This is a genomic window from Zemynaea arenosa (assembly GCF_004614185.1).
Lineage (GTDB): Bacteria > Pseudomonadota > Gammaproteobacteria > Burkholderiales > Burkholderiaceae_D > Telluria > Telluria arenosa.
Genome location: NZ_SPVF01000220.1, coordinates 1 through 17,407, shown reverse-complemented (window position 1 = coordinate 17,407; position 17,407 = coordinate 1). Strand labels below are relative to the sequence as shown.

At 61.8% G+C, this 17,407-nt stretch carries 14 protein-coding genes and 1 tRNA gene; 8 read left to right on the top strand and 7 right to left on the bottom strand.

Features of this window, described 5'->3' with window-relative positions; genetic code table 11:
* Positions 1-106 precede the first annotated feature (106 nt).
* The 4 genes from E4L96_RS17170 (at position 107) to E4L96_RS17155 (ending at position 6,508) form a co-directional block, all read left to right on the top strand.
* Positions 107-2,932 carry an AAA family ATPase gene (locus E4L96_RS17170; protein WP_135208434.1) on the top strand — a complete coding sequence of 942 codons (2,826 nt, stop codon included), beginning with the start codon at positions 107-109 and terminating at the stop codon, positions 2,930-2,932.
* A gap of 51 nt (positions 2,933-2,983) precedes the next feature.
* On the top strand, positions 2,984-4,384 hold the full coding sequence (locus tag E4L96_RS17165; RefSeq protein WP_135208433.1) for a transposase: 1,401 nt from the start codon (positions 2,984-2,986) through the stop codon (positions 4,382-4,384).
* Between the two features lie 921 nt (positions 4,385-5,305).
* Positions 5,306-6,172: a phage integrase N-terminal domain-containing protein gene (locus tag E4L96_RS17160; RefSeq protein ID WP_135208432.1), complete on the top strand. Its 867-nt coding sequence runs from the start codon at positions 5,306-5,308 to the stop codon at positions 6,170-6,172.
* 66 nt (positions 6,173-6,238) lie between these two features.
* Complete coding sequence (locus E4L96_RS17155; RefSeq protein ID WP_135208431.1) at positions 6,239-6,508, top strand: helix-turn-helix transcriptional regulator; 270 nt, start codon at positions 6,239-6,241, stop codon at positions 6,506-6,508.
* Between the two features lie 3 nt (positions 6,509-6,511).
* Here the strand turns inward: E4L96_RS17155 and E4L96_RS17150 are convergent, their stop codons facing one another.
* Together E4L96_RS17150 and E4L96_RS17145 are read right to left on the bottom strand one after the other, a co-directional pair.
* The gene (locus E4L96_RS17150; RefSeq protein ID WP_135208430.1) at positions 6,512-7,702 is read right to left on the bottom strand and encodes a tyrosine-type recombinase/integrase; all 1,191 of its coding nucleotides are present in this window, start codon (positions 7,700-7,702) and stop codon (positions 6,512-6,514) included.
* A 171-nt stretch (positions 7,703-7,873) separates the two neighbouring features.
* Positions 7,874-7,963 (bottom strand) — tRNA-Ser (locus tag E4L96_RS17145).
* Positions 7,964-8,110: 147 nt separating this feature from the next.
* Here E4L96_RS17145 and E4L96_RS17140 point away from each other — a divergent pair.
* Positions 8,111-8,338 carry a heavy-metal-associated domain-containing protein gene (locus E4L96_RS17140; RefSeq protein ID WP_135208429.1) on the top strand — a complete coding sequence of 76 codons (228 nt, stop codon included), beginning with the start codon at positions 8,111-8,113 and terminating at the stop codon, positions 8,336-8,338.
* A gap of 2 nt (positions 8,339-8,340) precedes the next feature.
* Here the strand turns inward: E4L96_RS17140 and E4L96_RS17135 are convergent, their stop codons facing one another.
* From E4L96_RS17135 to E4L96_RS17115, 5 genes are all read right to left on the bottom strand, one after another.
* Positions 8,341-8,907: a TetR/AcrR family transcriptional regulator gene (locus E4L96_RS17135; RefSeq protein ID WP_135208428.1), complete on the bottom strand. Its 567-nt coding sequence runs from the start codon at positions 8,905-8,907 to the stop codon at positions 8,341-8,343.
* Positions 8,904-9,443 carry a dihydrofolate reductase family protein gene (locus E4L96_RS17130; RefSeq protein ID WP_135208427.1) on the bottom strand — a complete coding sequence of 180 codons (540 nt, stop codon included), beginning with the start codon at positions 9,441-9,443 and terminating at the stop codon, positions 8,904-8,906. The genes E4L96_RS17135 and E4L96_RS17130 overlap by 4 nt, the downstream gene beginning before the upstream one ends.
* A 52-nt stretch (positions 9,444-9,495) precedes the next feature.
* Complete coding sequence (locus E4L96_RS17125; protein ID WP_135208426.1) at positions 9,496-10,659, bottom strand: EAL and HDOD domain-containing protein; 1,164 nt, start codon at positions 10,657-10,659, stop codon at positions 9,496-9,498.
* Between the two features lie 69 nt (positions 10,660-10,728).
* Positions 10,729-11,337 carry a response regulator gene (locus E4L96_RS17120; RefSeq protein ID WP_135208452.1) on the bottom strand — a complete coding sequence of 203 codons (609 nt, stop codon included), beginning with the start codon at positions 11,335-11,337 and terminating at the stop codon, positions 10,729-10,731.
* 11 nt (positions 11,338-11,348) lie between these two features.
* A complete protein-coding gene (locus E4L96_RS17115; RefSeq protein WP_135208425.1) occupies positions 11,349-12,707 on the bottom strand; it encodes a cache domain-containing protein in 1,359 nt (452 codons plus the stop codon).
* Positions 12,708-12,891: 184 nt separating this feature from the next.
* Between E4L96_RS17115 and E4L96_RS17110 the strand changes: the two genes are divergently transcribed.
* The 3 genes from E4L96_RS17110 to E4L96_RS17100 all read left to right on the top strand — a co-directional run.
* The gene (locus E4L96_RS17110) at positions 12,892-14,958 is read left to right on the top strand and encodes a carbon starvation CstA family protein (protein ID WP_135208424.1); all 2,067 of its coding nucleotides are present in this window, start codon (positions 12,892-12,894) and stop codon (positions 14,956-14,958) included.
* A gap of 18 nt (positions 14,959-14,976) precedes the next feature.
* Positions 14,977-15,177, top strand: coding sequence for a YbdD/YjiX family protein (locus E4L96_RS17105; RefSeq protein WP_135208423.1), 201 nt, complete (start codon positions 14,977-14,979; stop codon positions 15,175-15,177).
* 276 nt (positions 15,178-15,453) lie between these two features.
* On the top strand, positions 15,454-17,407 hold a 1,954-nt coding region (locus E4L96_RS17100), incomplete at its 3' end, for a hybrid sensor histidine kinase/response regulator (protein WP_135208422.1).

Here is a 17,407-nt window from a genome sequence, read left to right as displayed (position 1 = left end):
CAAAAATCTGTCGGGTCGAGCAGATCCATGTCAGTAGATGGCCTCGTAGTTGATATACTGCAATCACATGTTTTGTGCGGCCTCCGGCCGTGGCCAAGGAGCGATTATGAGTCAGTACCTGCTGAGCTTCGCCAAGCACAATTTGTGCGGTAAGTCGAATGCTTACTTAGCTCTACTATGGTGCATGTATAAGGGAGTGCAGAGCAAGGGCCGATATTCGGACCATATCAAACTGCACTTGACATCCACAGATGCCACGCTGTTGAGTATGGATTACCAACGCATGGCAGTCCGATTCAAGAGAGTCCTTGATCGCCGCCCAGAACTGGAAGCAACTACTCCGTCTGGCTTTCGCCCGCTAGCCGCTCTGCAGGTCAAAAATTTTCGAGGGTTCGGGGCGCTCGGCATTGATGACAACGGCACACGTCTTGAATTCAGCAAGATCAAGAACATCTTCTATGCTCCCAACGGCGGGGGCAAGACCTCACTCTGCGAAGCTTTGGAATTTGCAACGACTGGACACATTAAGGAAGCTGATCGTCGTAAGACCAAGATCAAACAATATATCAAAAGAGGCGCCGAAAAGGCTGAGCTGCAGCTTACTACTCGTGACCGTCAGCCAGTCGCTAAGAGCCTGGCTTGGTCGAGTTGTTTCATCGACCGCAATCGCCTTCAGGAATTTTCGCTGCTGGGATCTAAGGACACGGGTAGCGCAGAGAGTGACGTTATTGCGACCCTTTTCGGCCTCGAAGAGCTTCAAGAAGTGATATCACGATTCGTGAAGCCAGAAAGCTTTAATCTAAAAGGCCTCCTTCGTCCGACTAAGACGGAGGCGATGCACGCCATCGAAGCAGCAACAAAAAGCCTCCTCGAACAAAGACGTGTTCATCGAGAGAACATTGGTCGCGTCAACGCGCAGGTATGTGCGCGTTTAGGTCTGGGGCTTGATCAACAGTTTGCCGTTAAGGCGAGAGCCGCACGCCTTCAAAAGCTATCGGAGCTTAAGACGCGCAAAGTTGAAATCCTGAGACTCGCGCGTCCTCCCTTTATTTTAAAATTCAACCGCATAGAACAGGCTGTTCGAGTCGGAATCAGATTGCTGCAGCGGAAGCGGGACATCGACGCAACGTTGTTGAGAAACGTTCTGGCGGTGAACTACCGTGCGGTCTACGAAGCACTTCAGGTAATCGCGGTCGAGAAACATGACTCATGTCCAGCCTGCTTGACGCCTTTGAACCAAGTTGTTGAGGACCCGTTCAAGAGGGCAAGTCGAGAACTGGCAAAATTTGGCATGCTGGACAGACTTGCGGCTTCGAAGGTGCGAGTGGAGGAAAGAATGATCCAGCTCGCAATCACAATCAATACAACCATCGCTGCGATAGATGAAAATGTGCATTTGGGCGTGCCGTTGCCCTCTTCACTAAATGGTATCCGTCACGAGCTTAGCCTTTTCAACAACGGAACAGATCGCGCCGCGGCAGCGGAAAAAGTCGTCAGCAGATTAGTTGATCTGATGGCTGCCGATGAAGCAGGCATGAGAGCGTACGCTAGTGCATGTGATCGAAAGTGGAAAGAGTTTGTCTCGGCAAGTGCGCAGTCGACGCGTTTGTCGGCAGAGGTAGCGCACCTCCAGGAACTCGCGGACGAGCTCAAGGGACTCTTCGATGAAAAGCGAGAAGCTCTAGCGGTGCTAAAAGAACTGAGTACGCAGCTTTCGGGGCTCGCGCACCAGCGCACAGCACTAAAAACCAGCGAAATGGGCAATGCCCGCTTCAACCAGCTCGTAGAGCAGTTGCAGATAGAGTACGCAAACCTTTACAGCGACCTGTTGGCGTACAAGCTCAGCCATGAACGGTCACGGATTGTTGGAATAGAAGAGAAAGCCGCAGAATACTATAAGGCCATCAACAACCACGATTGCGATCATGAGCGCATTCATGGGCTGAAGTTTGAGAAGGACAATGAAGCGTACCGAATCAAGATCGCCGATAGTACGGGACAGTCGCTTGATGCTTTCTCGGTCTTAAGCGAGGGTCACTTACGTGCCCTGGGGCTTTCCTTACTGCTGGCAATGGCCGAAAAGAATAGATTGCCACTGATTGTCTTCGATGACGTAGTAAACGCGATCGACAGCGACCACCGCTCAAACATCATCGACTTGCTGTTTGCGGATCCGTACCTGCGTGGCACCCAGATGATCATAACAACGCACGATCGCCTGTTTTGGGAACGTTTTTGCATCATTGCTGATCGTCATCCGCAGGCGGATCAGCATCGAAGCACGGTTCTCAGCTACACAAATATGGGCATCGTCATGGTTGATTACGCAGGGGGCTTTCAAGAGAAAGTGTACCGCGCTCTGTCGGCGTATGACATTCGTCAAGCCTTGATCTACTGCCGGATTTGGTTTGAGTCCATGGTCATTGAGTACTGCATCGATAACTCAGTGAGTGTCACCGCACAGTTCACCAAGTCCGCCGTCAAAAAGAGCATCTACCTGCAGATCAGTCTCGGAAGGACTTTTGGCTTGGTCGAGCCAGTCATAGCCTATGATCGAACCTACTTTGAAGTTATCAAGCAGGACTTGGTGAACTGGAGTGGACAGAACCAAGAACATCATGCTTTCGACGAAAGCAGCCTTAATTTCGTTCATTCAAAAACCAGCGTGGAGGTCTTTAGGATTTATGATGCAATTCGCCTGTTCGAATGCCAGCTGTTCCCTGAAAAGAAGAAGACTTCGTGCAACGCATTGCTGGAGGAGGTAACCCAAAGAATAGCAGTGCATGAAGCTGGAATTGCCCGTCTTGATCGAGCTCCCCTTGAGGTTCAGCATGCTCAGCAACTTCGGTTAGCCGGGCTCAAGAAACGTCAGGTCGAACTAAACGAGGAGCTGAAGTATGTTGAGCGTTGCTTGGCGGCAGTAGGACGTTAGGGTGAGTTCACTTTTTTTTGACGACGACGGTATTCTCCAGGGCACAACATCGTGAACTCGAAACCAAACGGTATCTGGATCTCACCAGACTTTTTTGAGACCGACCTTCGCCTACCGGATGTAGCCGACGATCCCGACGTACGAATTGCGGTGGAATGGCTGACTTCCTTTATGCGTGAAGGTGAGTGGAAGCGCCGGCGTTTTGCCGCGCTGGAGCGATTTGTCAACGCCGCGTCTGGACAATCAGCTCCGGGCGCCTCTGGCGACAACCGATTTTTCGCTACTGAGGATCAACTCGCTTGGTACCTTTTTCTTGCTCAAGGCAGCATGGACCATCCAATGGTCTACGACTTCATTTACGGCAGTCGCGTGGTTCCGATCTTCCGCGCCATTGGCCGCAGTATTACATTGCTTCAGTCAGTACCCGGCGTAGAGTCTCGAATTCGACGCCTAGTTGATGGTGAGCGAGCGCAACCGAACGGGGGATTATTTGAGCTGTTGGTCGCCGCCGCCTACTGTCGAGAAGGGGCAGGCGTGCGGTTCCTCACCGAGAGTCCAGGGAACAGGAAGACGCACGATTTTGACGTTTCCGTGGGTGGGCGGGAATGGGCCGTTGAGTGTAAGCGAATGGAAACTGGCGAGTACACAGATCGCGAACGCCAATCTGCGCGGCAGCTCTGGCTCCCTACCGCACGTGACCTTCAACGACGGGGCCTCAGCGTACTCGCGCAAGTACACTTTCGCTCGGAACTCTGTGAAGTCCCCAGCGAATATCTTGCGTACCAAGCAGGGCAGTGGCTACAAAGTGGTGTCCTAAAAAGACATGAATGGGATGACCAATATGGTGCTGGCGTAATCGGGACTCTGGACCTGAGACCGCTTACACGCTTACTACGGACTGACGACGTAGCCATACACAGTTCCAGAATGATGGAGCTGCTTACTGGCAGGTACAAACGTAACGCTAACGTTATCCAGTTACTCAACGTGAAGATGGCCGACAACCCCTTATATGTAGAAGGATGTCAACAAGCCATTGTGCTCGATTGGGAGAGCACTAGTGATACGGCTATCGATCGTAAGGCAAGAGACGTCGTTAAGCGATTAGCTGACGCCACGAAACAGCTTCCAAATGACCGCCCGGGACTGATTCATATTGGACTGGAGGCGGTGGACGGTGACGAGGTCGAAGCACGTAGATACGAAAAGATTTTCCAAACCGTAAGGAACTTTGATAGCAAAGGGAAACGGCTAGAGTATATATACGTTCATTGGTTCGCTCCAGAAAGCCCTCCGACCGGCCCTGCGGCCTTCGATGAAACTTATTTTTGGTCTGGAAGACAACCGGACCAACTTCGACCATTACGTGACGGGATGCTAGTACTGCCCCCTGAGACGGAAACTCGTGATGGATTGCATTGGGACGCCAAACTTCCCAGCGTTCGGCGGTAGCGCGTGTCGGCGCACAGTTGGCTCATCCTAGCGAGTAGGACGTCGACTCCTTCACGCGCGTGGCTCGGCCTTGATACCCCGATAGCAGCCAATGACCAGCCAGATGATAACGACGACGGATACGGCGTCGAAGGCGAGCAGCACATCGGTAAGTAGCTGTTCCATGATCGTATTCTCCTTACGTGTATCGGAGGGTCTTGGTCGTACTGAGTTCAAAAAATGTCGCTTGTTTGGAGGGGCATTTCTGCGTTCGCTCGTCATCCTGATCTGGCAGCATGGACGATGCAAACCCGGCGGGATCGCCCCGCCACTTCTTGGGATCGCCCCAAGCGTTGCGCTCGTAACGCGCCTTCTCGATAGCTGGTCAAGAACCGGCTGACACTCCAGGCAGCATCGACTGCCACTTCAGCACCGCGGTTGCGCACGACGCACCGCGCTCTCAGTCCGCAGGCCGCGAGCCTGCTTTCCATCCACCCTGCTTGCAGCGGGCGATAGCACGCACGAGGCGTACTTCTCCTTGTGGCCACGTGCGTGTCCCGCGCGTCGTTACTGGCGGCCCGGCTGCCAGTGACGACGCGCTATCGCTAGCGTCCTGCTTGGCACGCAGGGTGATTGCCGCAAGTGACGAAGGTAAGTGACGAGCTTCGACCTCGCACTCACCAGGCTCACTGAACCTGCTTGCCGTCCCCTTGCTCCCTCGGGAGCCGACTCGTGCACAAGGTGCACTCCATGGACCCTGGGTTATTGGTCCCCGCTGTCCGGCCACGCCGGCAGCGGCGCCACACACGCATGCGGCGTGGGCAAGCAGCGCAGCAACCGCATACACGGGAGTGGTGTCCCGTTGCCTTCAACTCCCCATCTCGTCAAGGCGAGCTGGGCGGCAAAAAACACTTACCCGACCCTACTACACCGAGGTGCGACATGCGCAACCTGAACTACGAGTTGAAGCAGATGTGTGATCGAAACCATGATGGAAGTTTTGCGACACAGGCGGATCGCATGCGCATCCTGAACCTGGCCGCGAACCAGCTGCAGGAGCTGGGCTTTCGGCAGATGCATGCGGACAGTCTGAAGCCGAAGCACGTCGAGGCGCTAGTGCAGAAGTGGCGCGCGGACGGGATCTCGAATGCGACGATGAAGAACCGCATGAGCACGTTACGGTGGTGGGCGGAGAAGATTGGTAAGCAGAACATCATCGAGCGGGACAACAAGGCTTACGGTATCGAGGATCGCAAGTATGTGACGAACGAGTCGAAGGCCAAGCTCGTCGATCGCGCGACGCTGGAGAGCATTCGAGACCGCTACACGGAGGCTTCGTTGAGGCTACAGCAGGCGTTCGGCCTGCGGCGTGAGGAGAGCATCAAGATCGATCCTAAGTGGGCTGATCAGGCGGACTACCTGCGGCTCAAGGACAGCTGGACGAAAGGTGGTAAGTACCGCGAGATTCCCATCACCACACAGCAGCAGCGCGAGGCTCTGGACCATGCCAAGACGGTGGCGAAAGGCCGCAGCTTGATTCCGCCTGAGATGCGATATCGCGATCAGCTACAGAGGTTCCGAAGCGAGTGCGATCGTGCACGCATTCATGGCGTGCACGGACTGCGGCACCAATACGCACAGGTGCGCTATCAGCAGCTCACCGGATGGGCCGCGCCGGCGGCGGGTGGGCCGCGCTCCAAAGAACTCACCAGTGAACAAAAGGCGCTCGATCGGCAGGCGAGGCTCGTACTTTCAAGCGAGTTGGGGCACGAGCGCGAGCAAATCACCGCGATCTACTTGGGCCGGTGACAGCCCAGGTTCATTTATCCGAACGGAGCATCAAACGAACATTGGACGATAGGGAGTGCCATTACCATGACCATTCAACAGCTCATCATCCGCTCCGGCACAGACCGCCGCGCGGCCGTTTCTTCTGACGAGCGGCTCTTGCGTTTGCCTGAGGTTCTCAAAATCTGCGGCATGTCACGCAGTAGCTTGTACCAGGCTATCCAAGAAGAGCGTTTTCCGCGTCCCTTGCGGCTAAATGCCCGCTCAGCGGCATGGCTGAAGTCCGACATCGATCACTGGTTGAACCAGCTCGTGGCGAACCAGCGGCCAGCGCGACGAGGCGCGAAGCGGGGCTAGCGTTCAGGCCTGGTCGAGGAACTGCGACCAGGCCGCCATCAGCACCTTGCGCTTGTCCAGCATCGTGCCACGTTGATATGCCGCTTCGACGGCATCCGGAAGCTTGTGCGCTAAGGCATGCTCGCACAACTCCCGCGAGAAGTTGTGCGAGGGTTCCTCCGCCGCCCAATCCCTAAACGACGAGCGGAACCCATGCACCTTGAAGTCGCCGTAGCCCATCCTGCGCATGACTGCCGTGAGCGACATATCGGACATACGCTTTCCGCGACGGCCTTCGAAGACCAAGCCGTCGCGGTGCGGCAGAGCGGTCAGGATCGCGAGCGCGGCATCGCTAAGCGGGACCCAATGTTCCTTCAAGGCCTTCATGCGGTGTGCCGGGATCGTCCAGAGACGTGCGTCGAGATCGATTTCTTCCCAGCGCGCGGCGCGGACCTCATTGGATCGCACGGCGGTGTGAATGGTGAACTCCAGCGCGCGTGCGGTGATACCGCGCTTTTTCTTGAGCTCTGCCATGAACGTAGGCACCTGCTTCCAGGGCAGTGCGGGGTGATTGACCACCGGGGCGATACGTGTCGGTGCTGCCAGCAAGTTGCTGAGATGTCCCTTCCAACGCGCGGGGTTTTCGCCGGAGCGGAAGCCGCTGACGGCCGCCCAGTCGAGGATTGCTTCGATCCGCCCTCGCAAGCGTTTCGCCGTTTCGGTCTTGTCATACCAGATCGGCTCCAGGACTGAAACGACAAGCCGCGTGTCCACCTCAGCGACTGGGAGCGCGCCGAACACCGGGGAGGCATACGTCGCGAGGGTATTGGACCATTGCTGCGTATGCTTCGGATTCCGCCATGCGGCGCGATGCGCGGCGATATAGGCCGCCGCACAGGCATCGAAAGACATTGTTCGAGCGCGCTCAGTTTGCCGCTGGAGCGCCTGCTTACGACGCTCGGCCAAGGGATCAAGACCGTCGCGTAGCTGCGCTCGCAAGTCCAGCACCCGCTTGCGCGCGGCCGCGAGCGGCACATCGTTGACGCTGCCCAGCCCAAGTTCCCTGCGCTTGCCTTCGATGGCGTAGCGGAATACCCAGCTCTTGGTGCCGCGGTGCGTCACGTTCAGCCACAGACCTTGACCGTCGTTGTAACGTCCTGGCGTACTGAGCCGCTTGACTATGACTGCTGACAGCTTGTTGAGTAAGCGTGCCATAAACCCTCCGTGAGGGCCCCTCATTCCACCTTTCTTTCCACCTTTTGACCGCGGATGCTACCGGAAGTTGCTGGACAATTCCGGGATCTAGCTCAACGATTCAGTCAAGCGAGCTCCCTATGAAAAACCAAAAAAAACAGCCCCGACACCGGGGCTGTTCATTACTTGTGGTGGCGGAAGCGGTGAGATTCGAACTCACGAACGGTTTGACCCGTCGGCAGTTTTCAAGACTGCTGCCTTCAACCACTCGGCCACGCTTCCTGGGGAACGGGGATTATACATTTTGCAGTGCGGCACAGGCAAACCACGGCCGGCTAGCGCGCCGCCGGGTGCCGACAAAAAGCGCTTGACCTTCCCACAATGGCAAGCTTCACGCTCCCCTCATCACACATCAAACGGGAGCCCATCATGGCCGAGCTGTCGATCCAAGGTCTGCGTTGCATGTTCTGCGCCACGCGCGTGAAGGCGGCGATCCGCAAGTTCGATCCGCGCATCAGCGCGCACGTGGACTGGAAGGCGGGCCGCGTCACGGTGCCGGACAGTGCGGACCTGTCCGTGGTCCAGCATGCCCTCGACTACCTCGACGAGCTGACGCAGGCGGCGCTGCGCGAGCCTGTGTCTACCACGGCGCCCTGAGCTCAGCCAACTAGCGACGTGTTGACGAGACCCGCCAGCAACCGGTCCAGCGCCTGCGCATACCGCGCGCGCAGCTGCGCGGCCGTCTCGGCATCAACGTTCTGGAATGCCAGCCCGCTGCCGTGCGCATGGTCGACGAGGATCTCCAGCCACAGGTCGGGCTCGGCCGTGAGCACAGACAGCCACGCCGTCAACTGCCCGGTGATCTCCCGAGTGACTCCGGCAAAGGCCGCCGGCTCCGTGAAGATGGCCAGCGCCAGCCGCGGATAGGCCGCCACCGCCCCGTGGTAGCGCAGCAGCACCGCGCGCACCGCGTCCAATGGCGGCGCGCCGGCGGACACACCCTCCAGCACGGTCCCATACACGCGGTCCGACACGGCGCGCAGCAGGCCCGCGTAGTCGGGCACATGGTGATACAAGCTCATCGGCGTAACGCCCAGCCGTGCCGCCAGCGTGCGCAGCGAGAACTCCTTGCCGCCTTCCTCTCCCAGCAGCGCCAGCGCCGTGTCGAGGATGCGCGGCAGGGACAAGCCGTCGCCACGCGGTGGCCGCCCGCGTGGCTTGGTCACGCCAGCACCCGGTAAGCTGACTGCACCAGGCCAGACGGAAAGCTGCGGCTGGTCATCAGCTGCAAGGGCACGTCGCGCGCCAACTCACCGAACAGCCGCCGCCCGGCGCCGAGCAGCACCGGCACCATGGTGACGACCATATCTGCGATCATCCCGGCACGCAGGAAGGCCTGCACGACCTGCCCGCCATCCACGTAGACGCGCCTGACGCCCTCGCGGGCCAGCTGCTCCATGGCCTGCTCCGGCGTCCAGTCCGCAAACCGCACCTTGCCCGCCAAGCGCTCGGGCACCGCCGTCCCGGCCAGCTGCCGCGACAGCACCAGCACAGGCCGCGTGTAGAACCACTCGTCCATGCCCAGCACGCTTTCATACGTGCCCCGCCCCATCACGATCGTGTCCTTGTCCGCGATGAAGTCGTCGTAGCCGTGATCCTCACTGGGGTCGTCGCGCGCCAGCAGCCAGTCGATGTGGCCGTCGGGCCGCGCAATATAGCCGTCCAGACTGGTCGCGATGAAGACGTGTCCGGTCACTGTCATGGCAGTCTCCAATTAATTATATGCCGTATATTTTAACCCAAAAAAACGCGGCCTATAGATTCCGGGCCACCTGAATCGCCCAGTGATAGGCGCGCAGTTGGCTCTCCCACCAGTGCTGCCCGTCGATTCCGAGCTCGGCCAGCTGCGCGGGCACTGGCGCCGGCGTCTCGCACAGCGCCAGCAGGCCGCCCAGCGGCCCCTCGCGCCGCAGTAGCGCAGCCTCGACCTCGACATGCAGCAGCAGCTCGGTGACGATCTCCACCATGGGCATGTCCAGCAGGACTGGCAGCAGCGAGAACACGCCGGTCATGAAGGCGCGGTCCTGCGCGTCGCGGTCCGCCCCGCGCAGCTTGGCCAGCGTTTCCATCTGTGCCGCGCGGCGCGCCGCCAGCGGCAGCAGCAGGTTGGGCGGGCCGTCCAGGTTCTGGCGCGAGTACAGCAGCAGCTGCAGCCAGCGTTCCAGCTGGCGCCGCCCGAGCAGGGTCAATGCGTGGTTGAAGCTGGTGATGCGCACCGCAGGCGCAAAGGCGGCGGAATTGGCCAGCTTGAGCAGGTGGTACGACAGCGCCGGATCCTGCCGCAGCTGCTTTTCGATGGCATCGTTGTCGGCATCGCGCGCCAGCAGGGCCAGCAGGGTCAGGAGGCGTTTGCGGGAGGTGCCGTCCGACGGCGGCACCGATGGCAAGGGATGGCAGGGATACGGTCCGCTCAGCCAGGCGAACCCGGCTGCGACGCAGGCGTCAGCGGCGGCCTGGTCGGGGATGTTGTAGGCAAAGTGCGGCCCCGCCAGTGGCAGCAGGGAAACCTCCGCGGGCGCCCCGTCGCGGCAGTTCAGCGCCTGCCCATACAAGCGGTAATCGCGCGCCACCACGCCGGGCTGGGACACGTCCACCAGCACCCGGTAGCCGCGCTGCTCGAGCTCGCTCAGGCGCATGGCCCCGCCCTCCTGCGTCAGCTCGGCCGCGCCAACCGCGAGCACCACGCGCGCGCGCGGCAGCAGCTCGAACACGGGCGGCGTCAGCGCATCCAGCGACGGCACGCGCAGGACCAGGTCCAGCGGCGCCAGCGCGGCAAACACATCGGGATAGGAAAAAACGGCTGTCAGCGACGCGTCGTCAAAGCTGCCAACGCGCGTCCACAGCCCCGTCCACTCATTGCGAGCGGAGGCAATCGGCTGGATCTCGACCAGCGGAAAGTTGGCGGCAGGGACAGGCATTCCTGCATGCTACCTCAACAATTGCCTCACAGCAACATGCTGTTCAGATATTGTTGCACCCGCCCCGCGCTACTGCGCCGGCCCCGCGTGCTCGATCGCAAACTTGATGAGCTCGGCCTGCCCTTCGATCCCCAGCTTGCGCTTGATGTTCAGGCGATGCGTCTCTACCGTCCGCACCGACAGGTCCAGCTCACGCGCGATCTGCTTGTTGGACTGGCCGTTGGCGATGTGGCGCAAGACCTCTTGTTCGCGCAGGGTCAGCTGCTCGTCCTGCACCGCCGGGCCGCGCGCCAGCTTGCCCGCCAGCGCCGCGCTGTAATAGATCCCGCCCGACATCACGGTCTCGATCGCCACCACGATATCCTTGCCCGGCGCATCCTTGAGCACGAAGCCCCGCGCGCCCGCCTGCATGGCCGCCGTCACGTACTCTGCCTTGTCGTGCATGGACAGGATCAGCACCGCAATGTCCGGATGCCCCTGCTTGAAGCGCGCCGTCGCCTCGATCCCGTTCATGCCCCGCATGTTGATATCCATGAGCACCAGGTCGACCCCGCCCTCCTCCGCCTGCGCCAGCGCGTCGGCCGCACTGTCGGCCTCGGCCACGACCGCGAACTGCGGCACTGCCTCCAGCCGCGCGCGCAAGCCGTCGCGCACCAGCGGATGATCGTCCACCAGCATGATCCGTATTTTCAAACCGGCACCTCCACCGAAGCCTGTACCACCGTTCCCGCGCCGGACGAGCTGATCGACAGCTGCCCGCCGATCGCGTCCATGCGTTCCATCATGTTGCGCAGCCCGATGCCGCGCTTGGGGTGCACCGCCACGCCAACCGGGTCGAAGCCCTGGCCGTCGTCCGCCACCGTGAGCATCAAGGACCGGCCCTCGCGCGCCAGGGTCAGGTCCGCGCGCGTCGCGCCCGCATGCCGTTCCACATTGGCCAGCGCTTCCTGCGCAATCCGGAACAGCATCGTGTTCGCCACATGCGGCAAACCCTCCGTGCTGCCGCGCGCTTCGAAGAACACCGGCACCCCGCCGCTGACCGTGGCCTCGTGCGCCAGGTGGTCGAGCGCCGCCGCTAGCCCCAGGTCATCGAGGATCGCCGGCCGCAGGTCGTGCGAGATGCGCCGCACCTCCCCCAGCACGCCATTCAATTGTTCGACCGTGTGCTCGAACCCGGCGCGCGCCTGCTCGCGCTGCTCCGGGGTGCCTGTGAGGCGGATGATGCCCGCCTCGATCTGCAGCTTGACCGATACCAGCCACTGGCTGATCCCGTCGTGCAGGTCGCGCGACAGCCGTGCCCGCTCCTGCTCCTGGGATTCGACCACCCGCTGCGCCAGCGCCTTCAATTTGGCATCGGCCACGCGCAGCTCGCTGATGTTCAGCGCCACGCCGCCGACGGCCACCACCAGCGCCGCCGCGATCGCCGTCGCTGCGATCCACGCCATGGTGCTCTGGATGTTGCGCTGCTGCTGGGTATCGATCTTGGCCAGCGCCGCGTCCACGTCGTCCAGGTAGATGCCGGTCCCCATCATCCAGCCCCAGCGCGGCAGCGGGATCACGTAGCCGAGCTTGGGTGCGGACTTGTGGGTGGAGGGTTTGACCCAGTTGTAGGTCTGCAGCCCGCCGCCCGCGCGCGCCTTGGCGATCAGGCGCTGGATGGTCGGCACGCCCTGCTGGTCCCGCATCTCCCACAGGTTCTGCCCGACCAGCTCCGGCTGGCGCGGATGCATCAGGCTCTTGCCCGCCATGTCGTACACGAAGAAATAGCCGTCATCACCATAACTGAGCTTGGACAGGATCTGCAGCGCCTCGGCCTGCGTGGCCGCGTCCGTGCGCCCACTGTCATAGAGATGGGACACGGAATGCGAGGCCAGCGCCACGTAGTGCCGCAGCTCGGCCTCCTTGCTGGCGAGGTAGGCCTGCTGGATGGTGGCGCGCTCCTGCGCGGCCAGCGTCACCGACTGGTGATGCACGAACAGCGCGATCGCCAGCAGCGCCAGCACCAGCGGCACCACCGCCAGCACGATCACTTTCTGCCTGAGTTTCATGCCGCGATTCTACGCTCTGCGGCGGCCCCGATCCTACGTAGAACTACGCAGCGGAACTGCGTAGTCGTGCGCTTGTCCACGGTGGCGGGAAGGAGAATACTCCCGACAGCCTCGGTGGGTGTTCACGCCGTGAATACCCGCCATAAGCCAAGCATAACGACATTATCCAAACTCGGAGGACACCATGAAACGTATCGTGAACCAGCTCGGCTGGGTCGCGCTCTCCCTGCTCGGCGCCGCGTCGCTGGGCGTGGTCGCGGTCAAGCGGGGTGAGACGATCAACGCCGTGTGGGTCGTGGCTGCGGCGGTCTGCGTCTACCTCATCGCCTATCGCTTCTACAGCAAGTTCATCGCCGAAAAAGCGCTCGGCCTGGACCCGACCCGCAAGACGCCCGCCTACCGCTACAACGACGGCCTGGACTTTGTGCCGACCAACCGCTACGTGCTGTTCGGCCACCACTTCGCCGCCATCGCGGGCGCCGGGCCGCTGGTCGGCCCCGTGCTGGCCGCGCAGATGGGCTATCTGCCGGGCATGATGTGGATCCTCGCGGGCGTGGTGTTCGCCGGCGCGGTGCAAGACTTCATCGTCCTGTTCATGTCGATGCGCCGCGATGGCCGCTCGCTCGGCGACCTGGTGAAGTCCGAGATGGGCGAGATCCCCGGTGTGATCGCGCTGTTCGGCACCTTCATGATCATGGTGATCATCCTGGCCGTGCTGGCCCTCATCGTGGTCAAGGCGCTGACCGGTTCGCCGTGGGGCACCTTCACCGTGCTGGCGACCATTCCTATTGCACTGTTCATGGGCATCTACATGCGCTTCGTGCGCGTCGGCCGCATCGGCGAGGTGTCGGGCATCGGCTTCGTGCTGCTGATCCTGGCCATCCTCGGCGGCCAGGTGGTGGCGGAATCGCCCACCCTGGCGCCGCTGTTCACCTTCACCGGCGTTGAGCTGACCTGGATGCTGATCGGCTACGGCTTCGTGGCCTCCGTGATTCCCGTATGGCTGCTGCTGGCGCCGCGCGACTACCTGTCCACCTTCCTCAAGATCGGCACGATCGTCGGCCTGGCGATCGGCATCGTGCTGGTGGCGCCGCTGATGCAGATGCCGTCCATGACCAAGTTCATCGACGGCACCGGCCCGGTGTGGGCGGGCAACCTGTTCCCCTTCCTGTTCATCACCATCGCCTGCGGCGCCGTGTCCGGCTTCCACGCACTGATTTCCTCGGGGACCACGCCCAAGATGATCGAGAACGAGACCCACGCCCGCTTCATCGGCTACGGCGCGATGCTGATGGAATCCTTCGTCGCCATCATGGCCCTGGTGGCCGCCTCGGTGATCGAGCCGGGTGTCTACTTCGCCATGAACAGCCCGGCCGCGGTGGTCGGCACCACTGTGCAGAGCGCGGCCGCGGCCGTGTCGCACATGGGCTTCGTGATCACGCCCGAGATGCTGGCGCAGACCGCCAAGGATGTCGGCGAAACCACCATCATCTCGCGCGCCGGCGGCGCTCCCACCTTGGCGGTGGGCATGGCGCACATCCTGTCCAACGTCATCGGCGGCAAGGCCATGATGGCGTTCTGGTACCACTTCGCGATCCTGTTCGAGGCCCTGTTCATCCTCACCGCGGTGGACGCGGGCACCCGCGCCGGCCGCTTCATGCTGCAGGACCTGCTGGGCACCTTTGTCCCGTCGCTACGCCGAACCGAGTCGCTGCCCGCCAACCTGATCGCCACCGGCCTGTGCGTGGCGGCCTGGGGCTATTTCCTGTATCAGGGCGTGGTCGATCCGCTGGGCGGCATCAACACCCTGTGGCCGCTGTTCGGCATCGCCAACCAGATGCTGGCCGCCGTCGCGCTGATCCTCGGCACCTGCGTGCTCTTCAAGATGAAGCGTGGCCAGTACGCCTGGGTGACCATGGTGCCGACCGCGTGGCTGCTGATCTGCACGCTGTACGCGGGCTGGCAGAAGATTTTCGATGCCAACGTGAAGGTCGGCTTCCTGGCCCACGCCCGCAAGTTCTCGGACGCGATCGCCGCCGGCACCGTCACGGCCCCGGCCAAGACCATGGACCAGATGCACCGCATCGTCTTCAACGACTACGTGGATGCGACCCTGTGCGGCTTCTTCATGCTGGTGGTGGTGTCGGTGCTGGTGTACGGTGTAAAAGTGTCCTTGCGCGCCCGCGGCCTCGACAAGCCGAGCGTCAAGGAGACCCCGCTGGTGCCCGCGGCCGCATCGGCTCAAATGTAACCTTCATGAGGTGACACCATGTTCTCCGATCTCGCTTCCAAGGCTGGCCGCTACCTCGGCCAGAGCATGCGGCTGATGGTCGGCCTGCCGGACTACGCGCAGTACGTCGAGCACTGCGAGCAGACCCATCCGGACCGGCCGGTCATGACCTACGAGGAGTTCTTCAAGGAGCGCCTGGAAGCGCGCTACGGCTCGGGCAAGCGCAGCGCCTGCTGCTAGTCTCCTCGCGGCTACTGCCGTACAGCAAGTCCCTTGCGCTGTCTCAACGGTAGCGCCCTCACCCCGGACGCCGCCATTTCCGTAACCATCGGAAATGGCGGCGTTTTTGCTGAGTCCTGTTCCCGCAACACGGCTCAGTCCGTCTTCGCACATTGTTTGTCCTGCCTCAAACACTTGATCTGGCCCAGACCCCCACCTTGTCTCGTATCAAAGAAGATAACAGTTGGGCGCGTACATTTTTCCAGTCGGCATCAATCCACACGAAAGATCCGCATCATGCTGAATTTCGAGCGGTCCAGCCTGAGCCAGAAATTGTCGCTGATGTCACTCCTCGCCACCGGCACGGCCCTGGTGCTGGTGTTCATCGCGTTCGCCGTCAGTTCGGTGATCGAGCACCGGCGCGAGGAGCGCATGCAGCTGGAATCGTTGTCCGCCGTGATCGGCGACAGCACGCTGACCGCGTTGCGCCGCCAGGACTGGAAGCAGGCCAACGTCAACCTGGAAGCGCTCAAGGCGATGGACGGCATCTCCGCCGCCGCACTGTACGACCAGCAGGGCAAGACCATCGCGCGGTACGGCGAGGCCGATGGCGAAGCGCTGGAGAGCACCGCCGCCGAAGACCTCTCCGCCCTGACCACCGCGGCCACCACGCGCCTGTGGACCTTGCGCATGCGCTGGTACCGGCCGGTGGTCGACGATACCGGCACCGCCGGTGCGGTGATGATCGAATCGAGCCTGGCCGGCATGTGGCGCGAGATCCTGCGTGGCCTCGGCATTCTCGGCGCCGCGATGGTCGGCTCGCTGGCGATTGCCATCCCCTTCGCCAACCGCTTCCGCGGCAGCGTCTCCGAACCGGTGGCCCAGCTGATTGCGGCCGCGCGCAAGGTCGCCTCGGGCCAGAGCTTCGGCCAGCGCATCGCCCACAGCCGGCGCGATGAACTGGGCACGCTGATCGACAGCTTCAACGCCATGCTGGCCCAGATCGAAGAGCGCGGCACCGCGCTAGCCAACCATCGCAACGAGCTGGAACGCCAGGTCGGCGTGCGCACCGAGCAGCTGGAGAAAGCCAAGAACGCCGCCGAAGCCGCGAGCCGCGCCAAGAGCGCCTTCCTGGCCACCATGAGCCACGAGATCCGCACCCCGATGAACGGCGTGCTGGGGATGATCGAGATGCTGCTCGCCACCCAGCTCACCGAAATGCAGCGCAACTACGCCAGCATGGTGCGGCGCTCGGGCGAGCATCTCCTCGTGATCATCAACGACATCCTGGACTTCTCCAAGATCGAGGCGGGCAAGCTGACCATCGAGTACATCCACTTCAACCTGCACGACCTGCTGGACGATATCGACAGCGTGTACCGCCCCCAGGCGCATGCCAAGGGCGTGAGCCTGTACCTCGATGTCGACCCGTCGCTGCCGCTGGCCATCTGCGGAGACCCCAACCGCCTGCGCCAGATTCTCTCCAACCTGCTCGGCAACGCCATCAAGTTCACGGACAGCGGCGAGATCCGCATCCGCGTGCGCCTTACGCGCGAGGACGAACAGGCCGCGGGAATACGCTTCGAGGTCCACGACACCGGCATCGGCATCTCGCGCGAAGCCCGCTCGCGCATCTTCGAGGCCTTCTCGCAGGCGGACAACTCCACCACCCGCAAGTACGGCGGCACGGGCCTCGGTCTCGCCATCTCCAAGCAGCTGGTGGAGCTGATGGGCGGCCGCATCGGCGTCGAGAACGCGCTCACGCAGGGCTCCGTGTTTTGGTTCGAGATCGCCTTCGACAAGCGCCGCGTGGCCCACGATCGGCTGGACGCGGAATCCGCCGCGCGCCTGCGTGCGATGCGCGTGCTGCTGCTGGACGAACAGGAGGACACCCGCACCCTGCTCGCTCGCCAGCTGGACACGCTCGGCATCGAAGCCAATCTCGCTGCCAGTTCGTATGAAGCGGTGGATGTGCTGGTGCGCGCGGCGCGCCAGGGTGTGCCCTACGACGTCGCCTTCATCGACACCGACCTGCATGGCAACAGCGGCCTGGCCTTCTCCGCCTCGCTCAAGGGTGAACCCGCGCTGGTGGGGCTGCGCATCGTCCTGCTGGCCTCCGCACGCACCGCCGCCGATCCGGTGCAGCGGCGCGAGGCTGGTGCGGCCTGCCAGTTGGTCAAGCCGCCGCGCCTGGGCGACCTGCTCGAATGCCTGCTGCAGCGCGCGCCCGCCACCAACAAGGCGCCGGCAC